This window comes from Neptunomonas marina (genome assembly GCF_004005935.1).
GTDB classification, from domain to species: domain Bacteria; phylum Pseudomonadota; class Gammaproteobacteria; order Pseudomonadales; family Balneatricaceae; genus Neptunomonas; species Neptunomonas marina.
The window spans coordinates 133407-149728 of sequence record NZ_SACQ01000001.1; the positions used below are offsets into that span (position 1 = coordinate 133407).

At 51.6% G+C, this 16322-nt stretch carries 12 protein-coding genes; 9 read left to right on the plus strand and 3 right to left on the minus strand.

What is annotated here, in order from left to right; genetic code table 11:
• The 5 genes from EOE65_RS00640 to EOE65_RS00660 are packed head-to-tail and all read left to right on the plus strand — an operon-like array spanning position 1 to position 6510.
• Entirely contained in the window at positions 1-1170 is a 1170-nt protein-coding gene (locus EOE65_RS00640) for a hydroxymethylglutaryl-CoA synthase (RefSeq protein WP_127692363.1), read from the plus strand.
• Entirely contained in the window at positions 1170-2216 is a 1047-nt protein-coding gene (locus EOE65_RS00645) for a mevalonate kinase family protein (protein ID WP_127692364.1), read from the plus strand. Before EOE65_RS00640 ends, EOE65_RS00645 begins: the two co-directional genes overlap by 1 nt.
• The gene (mvk, locus tag EOE65_RS00650; protein ID WP_240656886.1) at positions 2191-3126 is read left to right on the plus strand and encodes a mevalonate kinase; all 936 of its coding nucleotides are present in this window, start codon (positions 2191-2193) and stop codon (positions 3124-3126) included. Before EOE65_RS00645 ends, mvk begins: the two co-directional genes overlap by 26 nt.
• Entirely contained in the window at positions 3116-4114 is a 999-nt protein-coding gene (mvaD, locus tag EOE65_RS00655) for a diphosphomevalonate decarboxylase (RefSeq protein WP_338067666.1), read from the plus strand. Before mvk ends, mvaD begins: the two co-directional genes overlap by 11 nt.
• 14 nt (positions 4115-4128) lie before the next feature.
• Complete coding sequence (locus EOE65_RS00660) at positions 4129-6510, plus strand: DNA polymerase II (protein ID WP_127692366.1); 2382 nt, start codon at positions 4129-4131, stop codon at positions 6508-6510.
• Between the two features lie 29 nt (positions 6511-6539).
• Here EOE65_RS00660 and EOE65_RS00665 read toward each other — a convergent pair whose 3' ends face one another.
• The 3 genes from EOE65_RS00665 to EOE65_RS00675 form a co-directional block, all read right to left on the minus strand.
• Positions 6540-7094 (minus strand): hypothetical protein, encoded by a 555-nt coding sequence (locus EOE65_RS00665; RefSeq protein WP_127692367.1) that lies wholly within the window; start codon positions 7092-7094, stop codon positions 6540-6542.
• 19 nt (positions 7095-7113) lie between these two features.
• A complete protein-coding gene (gcvT, locus tag EOE65_RS00670; protein WP_127692368.1) occupies positions 7114-8244 on the minus strand; it encodes a glycine cleavage system aminomethyltransferase GcvT in 1131 nt (376 codons plus the stop codon).
• A 63-nt stretch (positions 8245-8307) separates the two neighbouring features.
• Positions 8308-9690, minus strand: a complete 1383-nt coding sequence (locus tag EOE65_RS00675) for an alanine/glycine:cation symporter family protein (RefSeq protein WP_127692369.1) — start codon at positions 9688-9690, stop codon at positions 8308-8310.
• 492 nt (positions 9691-10182) lie between these two features.
• Here EOE65_RS00675 and EOE65_RS00680 point away from each other — a divergent pair, with 492 nt between their 5' ends.
• The 4 genes from EOE65_RS00680 (at position 10183) to gcvP (ending at position 16258) form a co-directional block, all read left to right on the plus strand.
• Positions 10183-11568 carry an L-serine ammonia-lyase gene (locus EOE65_RS00680; RefSeq protein ID WP_127692370.1) on the plus strand — a complete coding sequence of 462 codons (1386 nt, stop codon included), beginning with the start codon at positions 10183-10185 and terminating at the stop codon, positions 11566-11568.
• A 21-nt stretch (positions 11569-11589) separates the two neighbouring features.
• Positions 11590-12891 carry a serine hydroxymethyltransferase gene (gene glyA / locus EOE65_RS00685; protein ID WP_127692371.1) on the plus strand — a complete coding sequence of 434 codons (1302 nt, stop codon included), beginning with the start codon at positions 11590-11592 and terminating at the stop codon, positions 12889-12891.
• Positions 12892-12971: 80 nt separating this feature from the next.
• The gene (gcvH, locus tag EOE65_RS00690) at positions 12972-13358 is read left to right on the plus strand and encodes a glycine cleavage system protein GcvH (RefSeq protein WP_127692372.1); all 387 of its coding nucleotides are present in this window, start codon (positions 12972-12974) and stop codon (positions 13356-13358) included.
• Positions 13359-13372: 14 nt separating this feature from the next.
• Entirely contained in the window at positions 13373-16258 is a 2886-nt protein-coding gene (gcvP, locus tag EOE65_RS00695) for an aminomethyl-transferring glycine dehydrogenase (RefSeq protein WP_127692373.1), read from the plus strand.
• Positions 16259-16322 lie beyond the last annotated feature (64 nt).

Consider the following 16322-nt stretch of genomic DNA (forward strand, 5'->3'; position numbering starts at 1 on the left):
ATGTCATCTGTTGGTATTGATCAAATTAGCTTTTATACATCGAACTTCTTCTTCGATCTAAGAACGTTGGCCCAAGTCCAAGACACCGATCCGGATAAGTATTATCAGGGTATCGGTCAGGAGAAAATGGGTATGGCCGCGCATGATGAGGATGTGGTAACGATGGCTGCGAATGCAGCATACCCGCTGGTGCAAGGGGACGTGGCACAAGAGATCAGTACGTTAATGTTTGCGACCGAGACCGGTATTGATCAGTCGAAAGCTGCAGCGGTCTATGTTCACCGCTTACTGGGGCTTTCTGATAACTGCCGTGCCGTTGAGCTTAAGCAGGCATGTTATAGCGCCACGGCGGCTCTGCAGATGGCGTGTGCACTCGTTGCACGTCAGCCTGAAAAAAAGGTGCTAGTGATCGCCTCTGATATTGCACGTTATGAGCTAAATACGCCGGGTGAAGCAACCCAAGGCTGCGGTGCTGTGGCGATGCTTGTGACGGCCAATCCACGCGTTCTCTCCATCGATCCTGAGGTGGGTAACTACACGGAAGATGTGATGGATTTCTGGCGCCCTAACTACCGCAAGACTGCGTTAGTGGATGGTAAGTACTCGACCAAGATATATCTGCGCGCCCTCAAAAAAGCGTGGGAAAATTATACGTCGGTGAGCTCTTTGACATTTGCTGATTTTTCCCACTTCTGCTACCACTTGCCCTTCAGCCGTATGGCGCAGAAAGCGCATCAGCACCTTGCTAAGGTCAACAAAAGTGAGCTATCTGCAGAGCAGTTAGAGGCGCAGATTGCTGATACCTTGCGTTACAACAAAACGATAGGTAACAGCTATACCGCATCCATGTACATTGGCCTAGCCTCGCTGCTTGAAAATAGCGCGCAAGATATGGCTGATCAGCGAATTGGGTTGTTTAGTTATGGATCCGGCTGTGTGGCAGAGTTCTTTGCCGGTCAGGTTGTGGCTGGATATCAACAGCACCTCTTTAAAGATGCCCATCTCGCGATGCTAGACGCGCGCGAGGAGGTCGATTATGACCAATATCTCAAGCTTTATGCAGCACCCGACCCGCAAGAGGGTGAGTGTGTTGAAATACCCGCGGCGACAACAGGTCGATTCCGTTTAGCGAAGATCGACAATCATAAACGCGAATACGTTGTTGCCTAATGAAAGCCTGTGCTCCAGGAAAAGTGATTCTCAGTGGGGAGCACGCCGTAGTCTATGGTGCACAGGCGATTGCGATTGCGATACGTAAGCATACCTACGTAAGTTTTTCCCCGATAACCGAGAGCAACTCAATTAGTACTTTGTTCTCGGGTATCTCTTCTGGCTTTCACTACCCGTTACACGCGCTGAGTGCGTTGAAGAGCAAGCTAGACACCCGCTTTGATGCCTTTGTACAAGGCGATCTACCGATACAAAAGATTCTTTCGCAACCGGACGACCTGCTGATGTATACGCTATCAGCACTGGTGCACCATCTGCCGGTTGTTCCCGGAAGACGCTCCCGTAGTAGTTACCTGCCAGTGCCGGGCCGCTTATCCAGCGAATCAGAGCTGCCGCTTGGTGCGGGTATGGGATCATCTGCATCCGCTATTGCTGCCACTCTTGTTCTTTTTGAAAACCTCCTAGATAAGCCCCTAAGTGCGGAGCAGCGTTTTGAGCTCGTGCGTTTTTGTGAGCGTTTGCAACACGGCAAAGGCAGTGCAATTGATGCGGCGGCTGTCACTTATGGTGGCATGGTGCAAGTTCAACAGGAGCGTGTAAAACGGCTGGATACGAATATCGGGCCGGGCTGGTACTGGATCTTTACCGGTCAGCCGTCGGTGTCCACGGGGGAGTGTGTGCAGTTTGTTAGACAGCACTTCGCGACCGATCATACCCTGTGGGATCAGTTTTCTAGGGTTACTGCAGCGCTGGCTGATGAGATAAGCCATCACCACAGCGTACTGGAGCTTGTAAAAGAGAATCACCAGCTCCTGAAACACATTCAAGTTGTCCCTGATAGTGCAGTTGCCCTTATTGAAGCGCTTGAAGCCGCCGGTGGTGCAGCTAAGATTAGTGGCGCGGGTGCTCACCGTGGGAGCTTTGGCGGCTTGGTGATCGCATATATGCCAGAGGGTGATATTGAGTCGGCGTTGGTGCCGTTCCCACAGTATTCATGGGGCCCCTTAGAGGAGGATAGACTTGGCGCTCGATACCTCAACGATTAGTGTGTCTGCCCCCGGTAGCATCATGGTGATGGGCGAGCACGCAGTGCTTTTTGGCCATCGTGCCATCGCATGTGCGGTCGACAAGTATATACATGTCGATTTAACCCCTCGGGACGATGATCAAGTGATCATTGATTCTGCTTTAGCTGAATATTGCGGTTCGCTTAACGCTTTGCATGATGATCAGCGTATTCGTTTTGTTTTGGCTGCGATAGCGCATTTTCAGCCTGCATTACCATCAGGGCTTACGCTTAAAATTACAGCTGGGTTTTCGCACACGGTCGGTCTTGGATCCTCGGCTGCTGTCACTGCGGCAGTTGTGAAAGCACTGGCGATTTACTCCGGTCAGTCTGATACCCCAGAGGCCATTTTTACTGCGGCATTAGCCGTTGTGCACAAGGTGCAGGGGCGCGGCTCGGGTACTGACTTGGCCGCCAGCATCTATGGCGGTTTGATCGCTTACACGGTGGAGCCTCGTGAGGTATGTCCGCTACCGGGCTTACCACCGATTTCGCTATTTTATGTTGGCTACAAGACCACGACGCCAGAGGTGTTAAGTGTGGTAGCGCAGCGTAGTGAGCAGCATCCCGCTTTGTATGAGCAGATCTATCAGTTGATGGATAAGACCAGCTGTGAGGCTGAAGCGGCCATCAAGCAGCAAGACTGGCCAGCATTAGGGCGGCTGATGAATGTCTATCAAGGCTTGATGGATGCCTTGGGTGTTACCGATGCAAACCTCGCGCAGCTTGTTTATCAGTTGCGCTCGACACCTTTGATTAATGGCGCGAAGATCTCGGGGTCGGGCTTGGGTGATTGTGTTATCGCGCTGGGCCAAGATAGCCACCTAGATGTGCCATTTGAGTCTATTCCCGTCAATATCAGTGCTAAAGGAACCGTACGTGTTAACTAAAGCTGATGTCGTTGAACGATACCTACCGAGCCTGCTAACAGCGTCGTCGGAGCCGGTTACTTGTTTTGCACCGAGCAACATCGCACTCTGTAAATACTGGGGTAAGCGCGAAAAAGAGCTTAACTTGCCGGTCAACTCAAGTTTATCCATCTCTTTGGGGCATCTGGGGACACAAACGACCCTCAGCCTTGCAGAGGTTGATCAAGTTTGGCTGAACGGTGAACGGCTTACGGATGACACGCCCTTCGCACGTAAAGTGATAGCGTTCATTGATCTGTTTCGCCGTGATCAAGCGGTAACATTAAAAGTTGATACACGCAACAATATCCCTACGGCCGCCGGTTTAGCCTCCTCTGCTTCAGGATTTGCCGCGCTGAGCTTAGCGATTAATCAGTTTTTCGCGCTCGATTTGTCGGATGATGTGCTTTCCGCTTTTGCGCGTATGGGGAGCGGCAGTGCATCGCGTTCGCTATTTCAGGGATTTGTTGAGTGGGAGATGGGACAGCAAGAGGATGGCATGGATAGCTTTGCTCGTCCCTTGGTAGCACGCTGGGATACATTGCGCATAGGGTTGGTAAAAGTGGCGACGGGCGAAAAGAAAGTCGACTCACGCAGTGGTATGACCCGGACGCTTGAAACCGCCAGCCTCTATCAAGCTTGGCCGGCGCAAGCTGCGCGTGATATCAGCCGGTTGCATAGCGCTATCTCCGATAAAGACTTTCAGCTGCTCGGTGAAACCGCTGAACACAACGCGCTGTCAATGCACGCGACGATGATCGCCTCATGGCCACCGCTGGTCTATTGGCAGCCAGACTCCCTTGCTGCGATGCAAAAGGTGTGGCAGTTGCGTGAGCAGGGGATACCTATCTACTTTACGATGGATGCAGGGCCAAACCTGAAACTGCTCTTCGAAGCCGAATATGAAGCCGATGTGCTAACTGCATTTGGCGAAATCGAGGTGGTGAGCCCCTTCAGTGCAGTGCCTTAAAACACTGAGACGCTATGCAAGCACATGACGGCTTTATCATCTCAAGACAACAACAGGATACACCAAGGGGTATCCTGTTTTCGTTTTGGGTAAAGCTTGGGCCGCGTGTCGAGAAGATCGATATTGCTGAACAACGTGCTGTCTTTTTTCTCCATCAGGACGACGTTGAGCGTGTCCAGCACTGCCTTGCTGATATCCCCAGTGCAAGCTGGGAACTAAAACCCCTCTCCTTGAAAACGCTAGATCATCAGGATGTCGTGGCGCTTTATAGTAGTTCGCTACGGTTGCAGCGGCAGATCATCCAGCGGCTGACACAGCAAGGTATTGCTTTGTTGGAGGAGGATATTCGCCCTGTCGATCGATACTTGATGGAGCGCTTTATTTTCGGTGGGGTGGCCGTATTGAAAGGGCCGGAGGGCCTATTATTGCGTCCCGCAGAGGTCACACCTGCGTTGCGCGTGTTATCGATTGACATAGAAACCAGTATGCGGGGCGATGTGATCCACTCCATCGGCTTACACAGCGCTGGTGAACACGGCATAGCGAAGGTGCTGATGCGTGACGCAGGTCCGCGAGGGCAACGCCAAGTTGAAGAGGTGTTGCCAAATGGCCTTGTACAATACGTTGCCGACGAAAGGGCACTGTTGCGTGCGCTGGTGCGTGAAGTGCAAGCGTGGGACCCTGATATCTTTATTGGTTGGAATGTCATAGGTTTTGATTTTCGGGTGTTAGCTGCACGCGCGCAGGCGCTACAGGTGCCCTTAACACTAGGCCGCACGCACAACCCTTTGCAGGTGCACCAGTCTGAGCAGGGGAAGTGGTATATAAGACTGGATGGGCGCTTGGTGATCGACGGCATCGATACTCTCAAAGGCGCAACCTATCACTTTGAAAGTTACGCTCTCGAGTTTGTTGCCCAGCAGCTGTTCCAGCGTGGCAAACTGATTCATCAGCCCAATGATCGTGGTGCCGAAATTCAGCGGCTTTTCCGTGAGGACAAACCTGCACTGGCACGCTATAACCTTGAAGATTGCCGCTTAGTTAGCGATATTTTTGCGCACACGAAGCTGATGGATTATCTGACTGAGCGTGCTCGTTTAACGGGGCTAGCACTGGATAAAGTCGGCGGATCAGCGGCTGCATTTGATTTCCAATACCTACCGCGGCTGCACCGCTATGGCTATGTGGCCCCGCAATATGCGTCGGGTGCGCATGGACTCGACTCTCCGGGTGGGTATGTGATGGATTCGCAACCGGGGCTCTACAGTCATGTGTTGGTGCTCGATTTTAAAAGCCTATACCCGAGTATTATCCAAACCTTCTGCGTAGATCCTGCGGGAATGGCCGATGCACTGGGCGGCGAGTTGTCAGAAGATGAGCTTATCCCCGGTTTTAATGGGGCTATTTTTCGCAAGCAAGGTGCGATCTTGCCGCAGATCATTACCGAGCTATGGGCCGCGCGTGATGAGGCCAAACGCAAAGGGAACCAGTCGTTATCCACGGCAATCAAGATCATTATGAACTCTTTTTATGGGGTTTTAGGTTCTAACGTTTGCCGCTTCTTCGATCAGCGTTTATCCGGCTCGATTACCCTGCGTGGTCACCAAGTGCTGCAGCAAACGCGGGCTGAGATTGAAGCAACCTTCGGCTATAACGTTATCTACGGCGATACCGACTCTGTTTTTGTCCATGTGGGCGATGATGTTGATAGCGAGAGCGCAGCCCAAAAGGGGCGCGAGCTCTCACTGCACCTTAATCGCTGGTGGCGTGAAGAGATCACGCAACGCTATGCGGTTGAGAGCCACCTAGAGCTGGAGTACGAGACGCACTTTGTACGCTTTCTGATGCCGCGAATGCGCCACTCTGAAAAGGGGACGAAAAAGCGTTATGCAGGGTTACAACAGCATGACGACGGGCGGCAAGTGATGGTGTTCAAGGGCCTCGAAAATGTTCGCTCCGACTGGACCTTGCTAGCGCGTGATGTGCAGAACTGGTTGTACGAAGCCGTGTTCCGTGGTGATTCTTATGTTGATCGGCTGAAAGACACCGTTGCGCAGTTGCGGGCAGGAAAGCTCGATGAGCTGCTGATCTACCGACGCAGGTTACGCCAGCCGGTGGCCGACTATGACAAAGTTAGGCCGCCTCATGTACAAGCGGCTATCAAGGCGCAGCAATATTGGCAGACGCAAGGCCGTGAATCTCCGTATCGGACCGGATCGCATGTGAGTTACGTGATGACTGTGAACGGCCCTGAGCCGATAGAAAATCGCGTGTCTGCTATCGATTATGAGCATTACTTGGAGAAGCAGCTAACGCCGGTGGTGGATACGATCTTAGTATTTGAAGGTAAGCAGTTTAGCGATCTGATAGCGCTACAGCGGGATCTGTTCACCTAGTGCATAGGCACTAGGTGACAGTAAAGCGGTTAGGCGGGTGCTAACCAGCGTGACAGGTAATCTGCGCAGGCGCGGCGTACGAGTACGTTGTACTCCTCTGACTCGATGGGGTGAACCAGAATCGGCTGATTTAAAGATAGCTCGCTGCTGAACTGCCCAAAGGTGATCGTATGTTCCGCCTCTAGCAGGTGCGATTGCGCTAAACCGTTCAGTGTTACGCTGATATCCTCGCCTATCTCTGAAACTTCGATGTTATCGCCAAAGATTTCAGAAAAGAGCTCGGAGAGTGAAGCTTGCACCCCAGGCGCACGAAGCGCCAACCAACGGCCGTTATCGAGCCATAAAATGGCCAGTCTGCCCAAACAGGTAATGCGCCGAGCACTTAGTGGGCGTTTGACTCCCATCATTTCGCCAACTGCAATCAAGAGAGCATGATTGTCAGGTTCAGAGTCGAGCTGTAGATCACCGATAAAGGGATGCTCGTTGACCGCAATGTGTTGGACACGATTGTTTTGATCAACTCGACTGCCGATAGCGAGATGGACAATAGGGTCGGCCGTATTTGAGGTTACATTCTCTTGCATTCTTCACTCTCCTCGCTAATTAACCGCGATAGTAGCGCTGCTCAACGAATGGCATACGAGAAACCGTCATCGGTACTTGCTTGCCACGCACCACTGCAAACACTTCGCTGTCTAGCGCAGCAAACTCTTTAGTGACATAACCCATGGCTACAGGCACGCCTGCGCTTGGGCCCAATGTACCGCTGGTCACGGTACCGATGTTGTTACCGTCAGCGTCTACCAGTTCCGTACCTTCACGGACCGGTGCTTTACCAGAGCTCACTAAGCCAACACGCTTGGTCTCCCAGTTTTTCTCTGCGATCTGCTCAAGAATCTTGTCAGCGCCAGGGAAACCACCTGCGCGTTCACCATCTGCGCGGCGTACTTTTGAGATCGCCCAGATCAGTGAACCTTCGATCGGTGTCGTTGTTTGGTTTAGGTCGTGGCCGTATAAGCAAAGACCTGATTCCAAACGTAAAGAGTCACGCGCGCCAAGGCCAATTGCTTCGATTTCTGGTTGTTCCAAGAACAAGCGGCACAGGCGCTCAGCTTGATCCGCTGGGATAGAGATTTCGAAACCGTCTTCGCCGGTGTAACCTGAGCGGGACACGAAGCACTCAACGCCATCGATCTCCATAATGCGAGAATCCATGAACACCATGTCGCTAACTGCAGGTTGAATACGAGCCACCGCTGCTGCGGCAGTAGGGCCTTGAATGGCAACCAGTGCGCGATCATCCAATACTTCAAGAGCAACATCGTCACCTAAGTTAGAACGCATGTGAGCGATATCCTGCTCTTTGCAAGCCGCGTTCACGACAACATAGATCCAGTCGCCGTAGTTAGTGACCATAAGGTCGTCCATGATGCCGCCTTGTTCGTTAGTGAACAGAGCGTAACGCTGTTTGCCTGCAGGCAGGTCGATGATGTCGACAGGGACCAGTTTCTCAAGCGCAGCGGCAGCATTGGCACCGGTTAGCTTGATCTGACCCATGTGGGAAACGTCAAAGAGGCCAGCTTGATCTCGTGTTTGAAGGTGCTCTTTTTTAACGCCCAGTGGGTACTGGACCGGCATTTCGTAGCCAGCGAATGGCACCATTTTTGCGCCAAGCTCGACATGCAGGTCAAACAGAGGGGTTTTCAACAAATTTTCTGTTTGATTCTCAGCCATTTATTCTCTCCAACGTTTTGTTGATAAGGTGGGGCGCAAGCGCCCCGATCATATAGATGTCAGTTACTTCTCTTGCGTTACCTGCTCAGGTGCAGACTCTTGGCGGTTGAAGTACTCACGTGTAAGTTTGAAAACAACTGGGCTCAAAAGTGCCAGTGCGATCAAGTTTGGTAGGGCCATCATCGCGTTTAGTGTGTCCGCAACCAACCAGATGAAGTCTAGGCTGACACCTGCACCCACTGGTACGGCAGCGATCCAAAGAACACGGTAAGGGATGATCGCTTTCACACCGAATAGGAACTCGACGCAGCGTTCACCATAGAAAGACCAACCAATAATTGTTGTGAAAGCAAAGATTGCGAGAGCAATCGCTACTAGGTAGTTACCCACACCTGGGAGTGCTTCTGCAAAGGCTGCAGATGTCAGTGCAGCACCTGAAACCCCCGATGTCCATTCACCTGATGTGATAATAACAAGGCCTGTAATAGAGCAGATGATGATGGTATCGATGAACGTACCCAGCATCGCTACAAGGCCCTGACGAACAGGATCTTTGGTTTGTGCCGCTGCGTGAGCAATTGGCGCAGAACCCAGACCCGCTTCGTTCGAGAAAACACCACGTGCTACACCGAAACGGATAGCAGCCCAAACAGCCGCGCCTGCGAAGCCACCTTCAGCCGCTGTAGGTGTGAATGCGTGAGTGAAAACCAGATCCAGTGCCGCTGGAATCGCGTCAGCATTGATAGCCAGTACCACAATACCAGCGCTAAGGTAGGCGATAGCCATCAAAGGTACTAAAGCACCGGCTACGTTACCAATACGCTTGATACCACCGATCAATACAGCACCTACCAGCACGGTCAGAATACCGCCTGTCACCCAAACGTTTAGGCCGAAGTTAGCTTGCAGTACATCAGCTACAGAGTTTGACTGTACTGTGTTACCGATACCGAATGCCGCAACAGCACCAAAGATTGCGAATGCTGTACCCAACCACGTCCATTTCGAGCCTAGACCGTTTTTGATGTAGTACATAGGACCACCGACGTGGTTGCCATGCTCATCAACTTCGCGGTACTTCACTGCGAGGACAGCCTCGGAGAACTTAGTCGCCATACCAACGAGCGCTGTACACCACATCCAGAAAAGGGCACCAGGGCCACCTAGGAATACGGCAGTAGCAACACCTGCGATGTTACCCGTACCTACCGTTGCTGATAGGGCCGTCATCAGGGCTTGGAAAGGCGAGATTTCACCTTCGTTCTCCTCACCTTGCTTAGACTTACGACCTTCAAATAGCAGTTGAAAGCCTTTGCCAAGCTTGAGGATAGGCATTAGGCGTAGTCCGAGCATCAAGAACAGACCAACACCGAGAATTAAGACGAGCATCATGGGGCCCCATACGATCCCATTAATCTCGCCGATAATTGCGGAAAGCGTTTCCATTATTGTGAACCTCTCGTATTTATTTTTATTGTTTGCTGATGGATCAGCAGATCTAACTATTGGTATGTTTACTCTGCTTGTAATCAAGTAGAATAAGTTTCCAATGAGAAACAAATTATATGATCAATTAACTTGTTTCAACACTTTTGAGAAAAAAGAGCGGTGCTCTGGTGGATAAGAGAATCGAGGCTGTATTGTGCAGGCGCAGCAGTTATCGCTAAAACAGTTGCATAATCAGGAAGATAGGGCTGGTTAAAAAATAACCATGTTTCCTATAAGAAATTTTCTTTGATTTTGTGAAACCTTGTTGATAGTCTAAGTTCCAATGTTAAGAGGTTAAGACCGGCTCATACGGGGAGGGGAGGGTGTCCCTCACCGCGAACATGCTAATCGTAACGCGACCCTAATCCGGCTAGAGAGACGTTTTTGTCTTGCTGTTTAGCAAATAAGTAAGAAGGCAAAAGCCATAATAATAAGATTGGAGATGGCGCTATGGCGTTAAGTATTTTTGACCTATTTAAGATAGGCATTGGTCCATCATCTTCCCACACGGTAGGCCCCATGGTGGCATCTAACCGTTTTCTAGAAGAGCTCGATCAAAAAGCGCTGTTTGAACAGGTAGCGACTGTAAAAGTGGGCCTGTATGGCTCGCTCGCGATGACAGGCCACGGCCACGCAACTGATGTTGCAACGATGGTGGGCTTGTTGGGTGAGAAGCCAGATTTGGTGGATCCAGATAAAGTTGCCTCCTATATAGAAGAGATCGAAACATCGGGCGAGCTGTGGCTTGGCCGTCGTAAGCGTATCCCCTTTATTAAAGACGAACACCTTCCTTTCCACTTTGGCGCACTGTTGCCAAAGCATCCTAATGGTATGCGCTTCCAAGCATACGATGCGGCTGGCGTCATCTTGCTTGACTCTATCTACTACTCAGTAGGTGGCGGTTTTGTGTTGAGCGATGCTGAAGCGGATGACCAAGGCAAACCCGGTGCTGCACCGGCCGTTCAACTGCAATACCCGTTCGAAAACGGTGTAGAGCTGCTCGAATTTGCTGAGCAAGATGGCATCACGATTGCTGATGTGGTGATGCGCAACGAGCGCGCATGGCACAGCGAACAGGAGATTCATGATGGCATCCTGCGCATTTGGGATGTGATGAACGGCTGCATCGAGCGTGGCTGTCAGCAAACCGGTCTACTGCCGGGCGGGCTGAAGATTAAGCGCCGTGCCCATGATCTTCGTAGAGAGCTGGTGGATAAGCCAGAGGCTGGCCTGAAAGATCAGCTCACCGTGATGGACTGGATCAACCTGTATGCAATGGCGGTGAATGAAGAGAACGCAGCAGGTGGCCGCGTGGTCACTGCACCGACAAACGGTGCCGCTGGTGTTATCCCTGCCGTGCTTGCTTACTACGTGCGCTTTATTCCAAACAGTAGCGAGCAAGGTATCAAGACCTTCCTAGCGACGGCGGCGGCTATTGGCATGTTGTACAAAAAGAATGCGTCTATCTCGGCAGCGGAAGTGGGCTGTCAGGGCGAAATTGGCGTTGCATGTTCGATGGCAGCGGGTGCCCTGTGTGCGGTGTTGGGCGGTACAAATCTGCAGATCGAGAACGCAGCCGAGATCGGTATGGAGCATAACTTAGGGCTGACATGTGACCCCATTGGCGGTTTGGTACAAGTGCCGTGTATAGAACGCAACACGATGGGAGCGGTGAAAGCGATCAACGCTGCGCGCCTATCACTGCGCGGTAGCGGAGAGCACCATGTGTCGCTCGATAGCGTGATCGAGACCATGCACCAAACCGGTTTGGACATGCAAGACAAATACAAAGAGACGTCAACGGGCGGGTTAGCCGTCAATGTCGTTGCCTGCTAATCAATCAAAAGAGAATAAGAAATGAGTATGAGTGATCAGTATAGCGATTCTATTTACGCGGACTTTTTTACCCAATCGTTGGATCAGCGTGACAGCGCGGTTCAAGATGCCATTACAGAAGAGTTTGAGCGCCAGGATAGCCAAATCGAGCTTATTGCATCTGAGAACATTGTTTCTAAAGCGGTGATGCAGGCACAGGGTACGGTTCTAACTAACAAATATGCAGAGGGTTACTCTGGCCGTCGTTACTACGGTGGTTGCGAGCATGTTGATAAAGTAGAAACACTGGCGATCGAACGTGCGAAGCAGCTGTTTGGCTGCGAGTACATCAACGTTCAGCCACATTCAGGTGCACAGGCGAACGGTGCTGTGTTCATGGCACTGCTGCAACCGGGCGACACGATCTTAGGGATGTCGTTAGACGCAGGCGGCCACCTAACACACGGTGCGCGTCCAGCGCAATCGGGTAAGTGGTTCAACGCTGTACAGTACGGCGTATCTGAAGAAAATCATCAGATCGACTACGACGCGGTAGAAGCGATTGCCCTTGAGTGTAAGCCAAAGTTGATCATTGCGGGTGGCTCTGCGATCCCACGTGAGATAGACTTCGCCAAATTTCGCGCGATAGCCGATAAAGTGGGCGCGTACTTGATGGTAGATATGGCGCATATTGCAGGTCTTGTGGCCACTGGCGTTCATGCGAGTCCATTCCCACACGCTCATGTAGTGACAACCACTACCCACAAAACTCTGCGTGGTCCACGTGGCGGTATGATCCTGAGTAACGATCTGGATCTGGGTAAGAAGTTTAACTCTGCGGTGTTCCCAGGTTTGCAAGGCGGCCCGCTAATGCACGTGATCGCGGGTAAAGCGGTTGCGTTTGGCGAAGCGCTGCAACCCAACTTTACTGATTACATCAAGCAGGTGGTTAAAAACGCTCAGGCGTTGGCTGAGGTGATGGTGCAGCGCGGTTGTGCCATCGTGACTGGCGGCACCGATACGCACCTGATGCTGGTTGATCTGCGCCCGAAAGGCCTAAAAGGCAACCAAGTAGAAGACGCTCTTGAGCGCGCGGGTATTACCTGCAACAAAAACGGTATTCCATTTGATCCAGAGAAACCCATGGTGACATCGGGTATTCGTCTGGGTACACCCGCGGGCACTACGCGTGGCTTTGGCGAAGAGGAGTTCCGCTTGATCGGTAACCTGATCAATGACGTGCTTGATGGGCTGGTGGAGCAACCAGAAGGTAACGCGGAAGTAGAAGCACGCGTTAAAGCGGAAGTTGAGAGCCTTTGCAAGCGCTTCCCACTGTATCGCTAATTTTAGACAATAAACATATTCACAGGTGTGGGCAGTCATTGCCCACACACCTTACGAATCAGAAAGGGTAGGAAAGAACAATGAGCAACGTTCCAGCAAACTTAAAATATGCAGCATCTCACGAGTGGGTTCTGGACAACGGTGACGGCACTGTAACCGTTGGTATCACTGAGCACGCACAAGAGTTGTTGGGTGATGTGGTTTTCGTTGAACTGCCTGAAGTTGGCCGTGCAGTAGAGAAAGGCGAAGAGTTCTCTTTGGTTGAGTCTGTAAAAGCTGCATCCGATATCTACTCACCATTGAGCGGTGAAGTGATCGCGGTGAATGAAGCACTAGAAGATGCGCCAGAAACAATCAACGAATCCGCTTTCGAAGATGGTTGGATTGCAAAGCTGAAAGTTAGCGATGCAGCTGAACTGGAAGACCTGCTGGATGCAGCAGCGTACGAGGCCAACGTAGCAGAATAAGGGGTAACACCAACGTGGAAAAACGTACTCTGAGTGAACTGGAACAAACGCACGACTTTACGCGTCGTCATATCGGTATTCAGCCAGAAGACCAACAAGCTATGTTGGACGAGCTGGGTGCGAGCTCTCTTGAAGCGCTAATCGAAGACACAGTACCTGCATCGATCCGTTTGGATGACGCATTGCAGATGGCTGACTCGGTAACCGAAGTTAACGCATTAGCAGAGCTGAAAGAGAAAGCGGCTAAAAACGTCGTAAACAAGTCTTACATCGGCATGGGCTACCACAACACGCTGGTCCCTAACGTAATTTTGCGCAACGTGATGGAAAACCCAGGCTGGTATACGGCGTATACGCCTTACCAACCTGAGATCGCTCAGGGACGTTTGGAATCGTTGCTAAACTTCCAGCAGGTTGTGATGGACCTGACGGGTATGGATCTGGCGAACGCTTCTCTCCTAGATGAAGCAACGGCTGCTGCCGAAGCGATGACGCTGTGTAAGCGTTCTAATCGTAAGAAGAGCAACAGCTTCTTTATCGCAGATGATGTTCACCCGCAAACCATTGACGTGATCAAAACACGCGCTGAGTACTTCGGTTTTGAAATCATCGTCGCGCCTGTTGCTGAGCTTGATCAGCACGACGTATTCGGTGTTCAGCTGCAGTACCCAGGCACATTCGGTGATATCTCTGATATCAAAGCGATCATCGACCAGGCCAAAGCGCAGAAAGCGATGGTGTCTGTAGCGGCTGACCCACTGGCGTTGGTGCTAATGAAATCACCAGGTTCATTGGGCGCTGATGTTGTGCTTGGCTCCGCACAGCGCTTCGGTGTACCGATGGGCTTTGGTGGTCCACACGCGGCATTCTTCGCATCAAGCGATAAACTGAAGCGCTCGGTGCCGGGCCGTATTATCGGTGTATCCAAAGATGTTCGCGGTAACCAAGCTCTGCGTATGGCGATGCAAACACGTGAGCAACATATCCGCCGTGATAAAGCCACGTCAAACATCTGTACAGCGCAAGCGTTGCTAGCCAACATGTCGAGCTTCTACGCGGTTTATCACGGCCCAGAAGGTCTGAAAACGATCGCTGAACGTGTTCACCGCCTCACGGCGATTCTGGCTCAAGGTTTGGCGTCTAAGGGCTTAAGCTCTAACGACACTTACTTTGATACCATCACGGTTAACGTTGGCGCAGACCAAGAAACGATCTATCAGCGCGCTTTAGATGCCGGTTGCAACCTGCGTAAAGTGGGCGACAACCGCCTAGGCGTTGCGTTGGATGAAACGACGCAAGCGGCGGACGTGGAACAACTGTTCGCAGTCTTCCTAGGTGATGATCACGGTGTTGATCTGCAAGCACTCGATGCAGCCATTACTGCAGGCGCAGCCACTGGCTTATCTGCTGATGTGCGCCGTGATGACGCTATCTTGTCGCACCCAGTATTCAACAGCTATCACTCTGAAACAGACATGCTTCGCTACATGAAGAAGCTAGAGAACAAAGATTACTCTCTGGCACACGGCATGATCCCACTGGGTTCATGTACGATGAAGCTGAACGCGACAGCAGAGATGATCCCAGTAACATGGCCTGAGTTTGCCAACATGCACCCATTCGCACCTGCGGATCAGGTAGCAGGCTACCACCAGATGCTGGAAGAGCTTGAAGAGCAACTGGTAGAGATCACAGGCTACGATAAGGTATCACTACAACCTAACTCAGGTGCTTCTGGTGAGTACGCAGGCCTATTGGCTATTCGTAAGTACCAAGAGTCGATTGGTGAAGGTCACCGTGATGTCTGCTTGATCCCATCATCAGCGCACGGTACTAACCCAGCGTCGGCTGCGATGATGGATATGAAGATCATCGTAACCAAGTGTGATGAGCAAGGTAACGTAGATCTGGCTGATCTGGCGGAGAAAGCTGAGCAGCACGCTGAGAACCTGTCTTGCTTGATGATCACGTATCCGTCGACTCACGGTGTCTACGAAGAAGATATCGTTGAGATCTGCGAAGTGATCCATAAGTTCGGTGGCCAAGTCTACATGGACGGCGCCAACATGAACGCGCAGGTTGGTATCTCTAAACCGGGCTTAATCGGTTCTGACGTATCGCACCTTAACTTGCACAAAACGTTCGCTATCCCACACGGTGGTGGTGGTCCTGGTATGGGTCCAATCGGTGTTAAAAGCCACTTGGCGCCATTCTTGGCAAGCCACAAGGTCAGCCCAGTTGATGGCTTGAACCCAGAGAATGGTGCAGTTGCTGCAGCGCCTTTCGGTTCCGCCTCTATCTTGCCGATCACGTGGATGTACAACCGCATGTTAGGTAAGTCTGGCCTGAAAGCATCGACGCAAAATGCGATCTTGGGCGCTAACTACCTGACTGAAAAACTCAGTGCGCACTACCCGATTCTGTATCGCGGCCGTAACAACAAAGTGGCTCACGAATGTATCGTTGATATTCGTCCACTGAAAGAAGCGTCTGGCGTCACAGAAGAAGATATTGCTAAGCGTCTGATGGACTACGGTTTCCACGCGCCGACAATGTCGTTCCCAGTGGCAGGCACGTTGATGATTGAGCCGACTGAGTCTGAGTCAAAAGGTGAGCTGGATCGCTTTATCGAAGCGATGGTTAAGATCCGCGCTGAGGTCGAGCGTGTGCAGAATGGCGAATGGCCAGCGGACAACAACCCGCTGTTCAATGCGCCGCATACGCTGGCAGATATCACCAATGCATGGGATCGCCCTTACTCTGTAGAGGAAGCAGTATTCCCAACGGCAGCAACGCGTGATAGCAAGTTCTGGCCAACCGTAAACCGCGTAGACAACGTGTACGGTGACCGTAACTTCATCTGCTCTTGCCCTGGCATCGAAGCTTACCAAGAAGACTAATATTTGGTTGTTAACCAGCAATTTAAAAAGCCGCTCATTGAGCGGCTTTTTTGTTTATCTTGGC

Coding starts and splice junctions, on each gene's coding strand:
- EOE65_RS00640 (WP_127692363.1), top strand. CDS start 1: ATGTCATCTGTTGGTATTGATCAAATTAGCTTTTATACATCGAACTTC.
- EOE65_RS00680 (WP_127692370.1), top strand. CDS start 10,183: ATGGCGTTAAGTATTTTTGACCTATTTAAGATAGGCATTGGTCCATCA.
- gcvH (WP_127692372.1), top strand. CDS start 12,972: ATGAGCAACGTTCCAGCAAACTTAAAATATGCAGCATCTCACGAGTGG.
- EOE65_RS00645 (WP_127692364.1), top strand. CDS start 1,170: ATGAAAGCCTGTGCTCCAGGAAAAGTGATTCTCAGTGGGGAGCACGCC.
- EOE65_RS00660 (WP_127692366.1), top strand. CDS start 4,129: ATGCAAGCACATGACGGCTTTATCATCTCAAGACAACAACAGGATACA.
- glyA (WP_127692371.1), top strand. CDS start 11,590: ATGAGTATGAGTGATCAGTATAGCGATTCTATTTACGCGGACTTTTTT.
- EOE65_RS00675 (WP_127692369.1), bottom strand. CDS start 9,690: ATGGAAACGCTTTCCGCAATTATCGGCGAGATTAATGGGATCGTATGG.
- gcvT (WP_127692368.1), bottom strand. CDS start 8,244: ATGGCTGAGAATCAAACAGAAAATTTGTTGAAAACCCCTCTGTTTGAC.
- EOE65_RS00665 (WP_127692367.1), bottom strand. CDS start 7,094: ATGCAAGAGAATGTAACCTCAAATACGGCCGACCCTATTGTCCATCTC.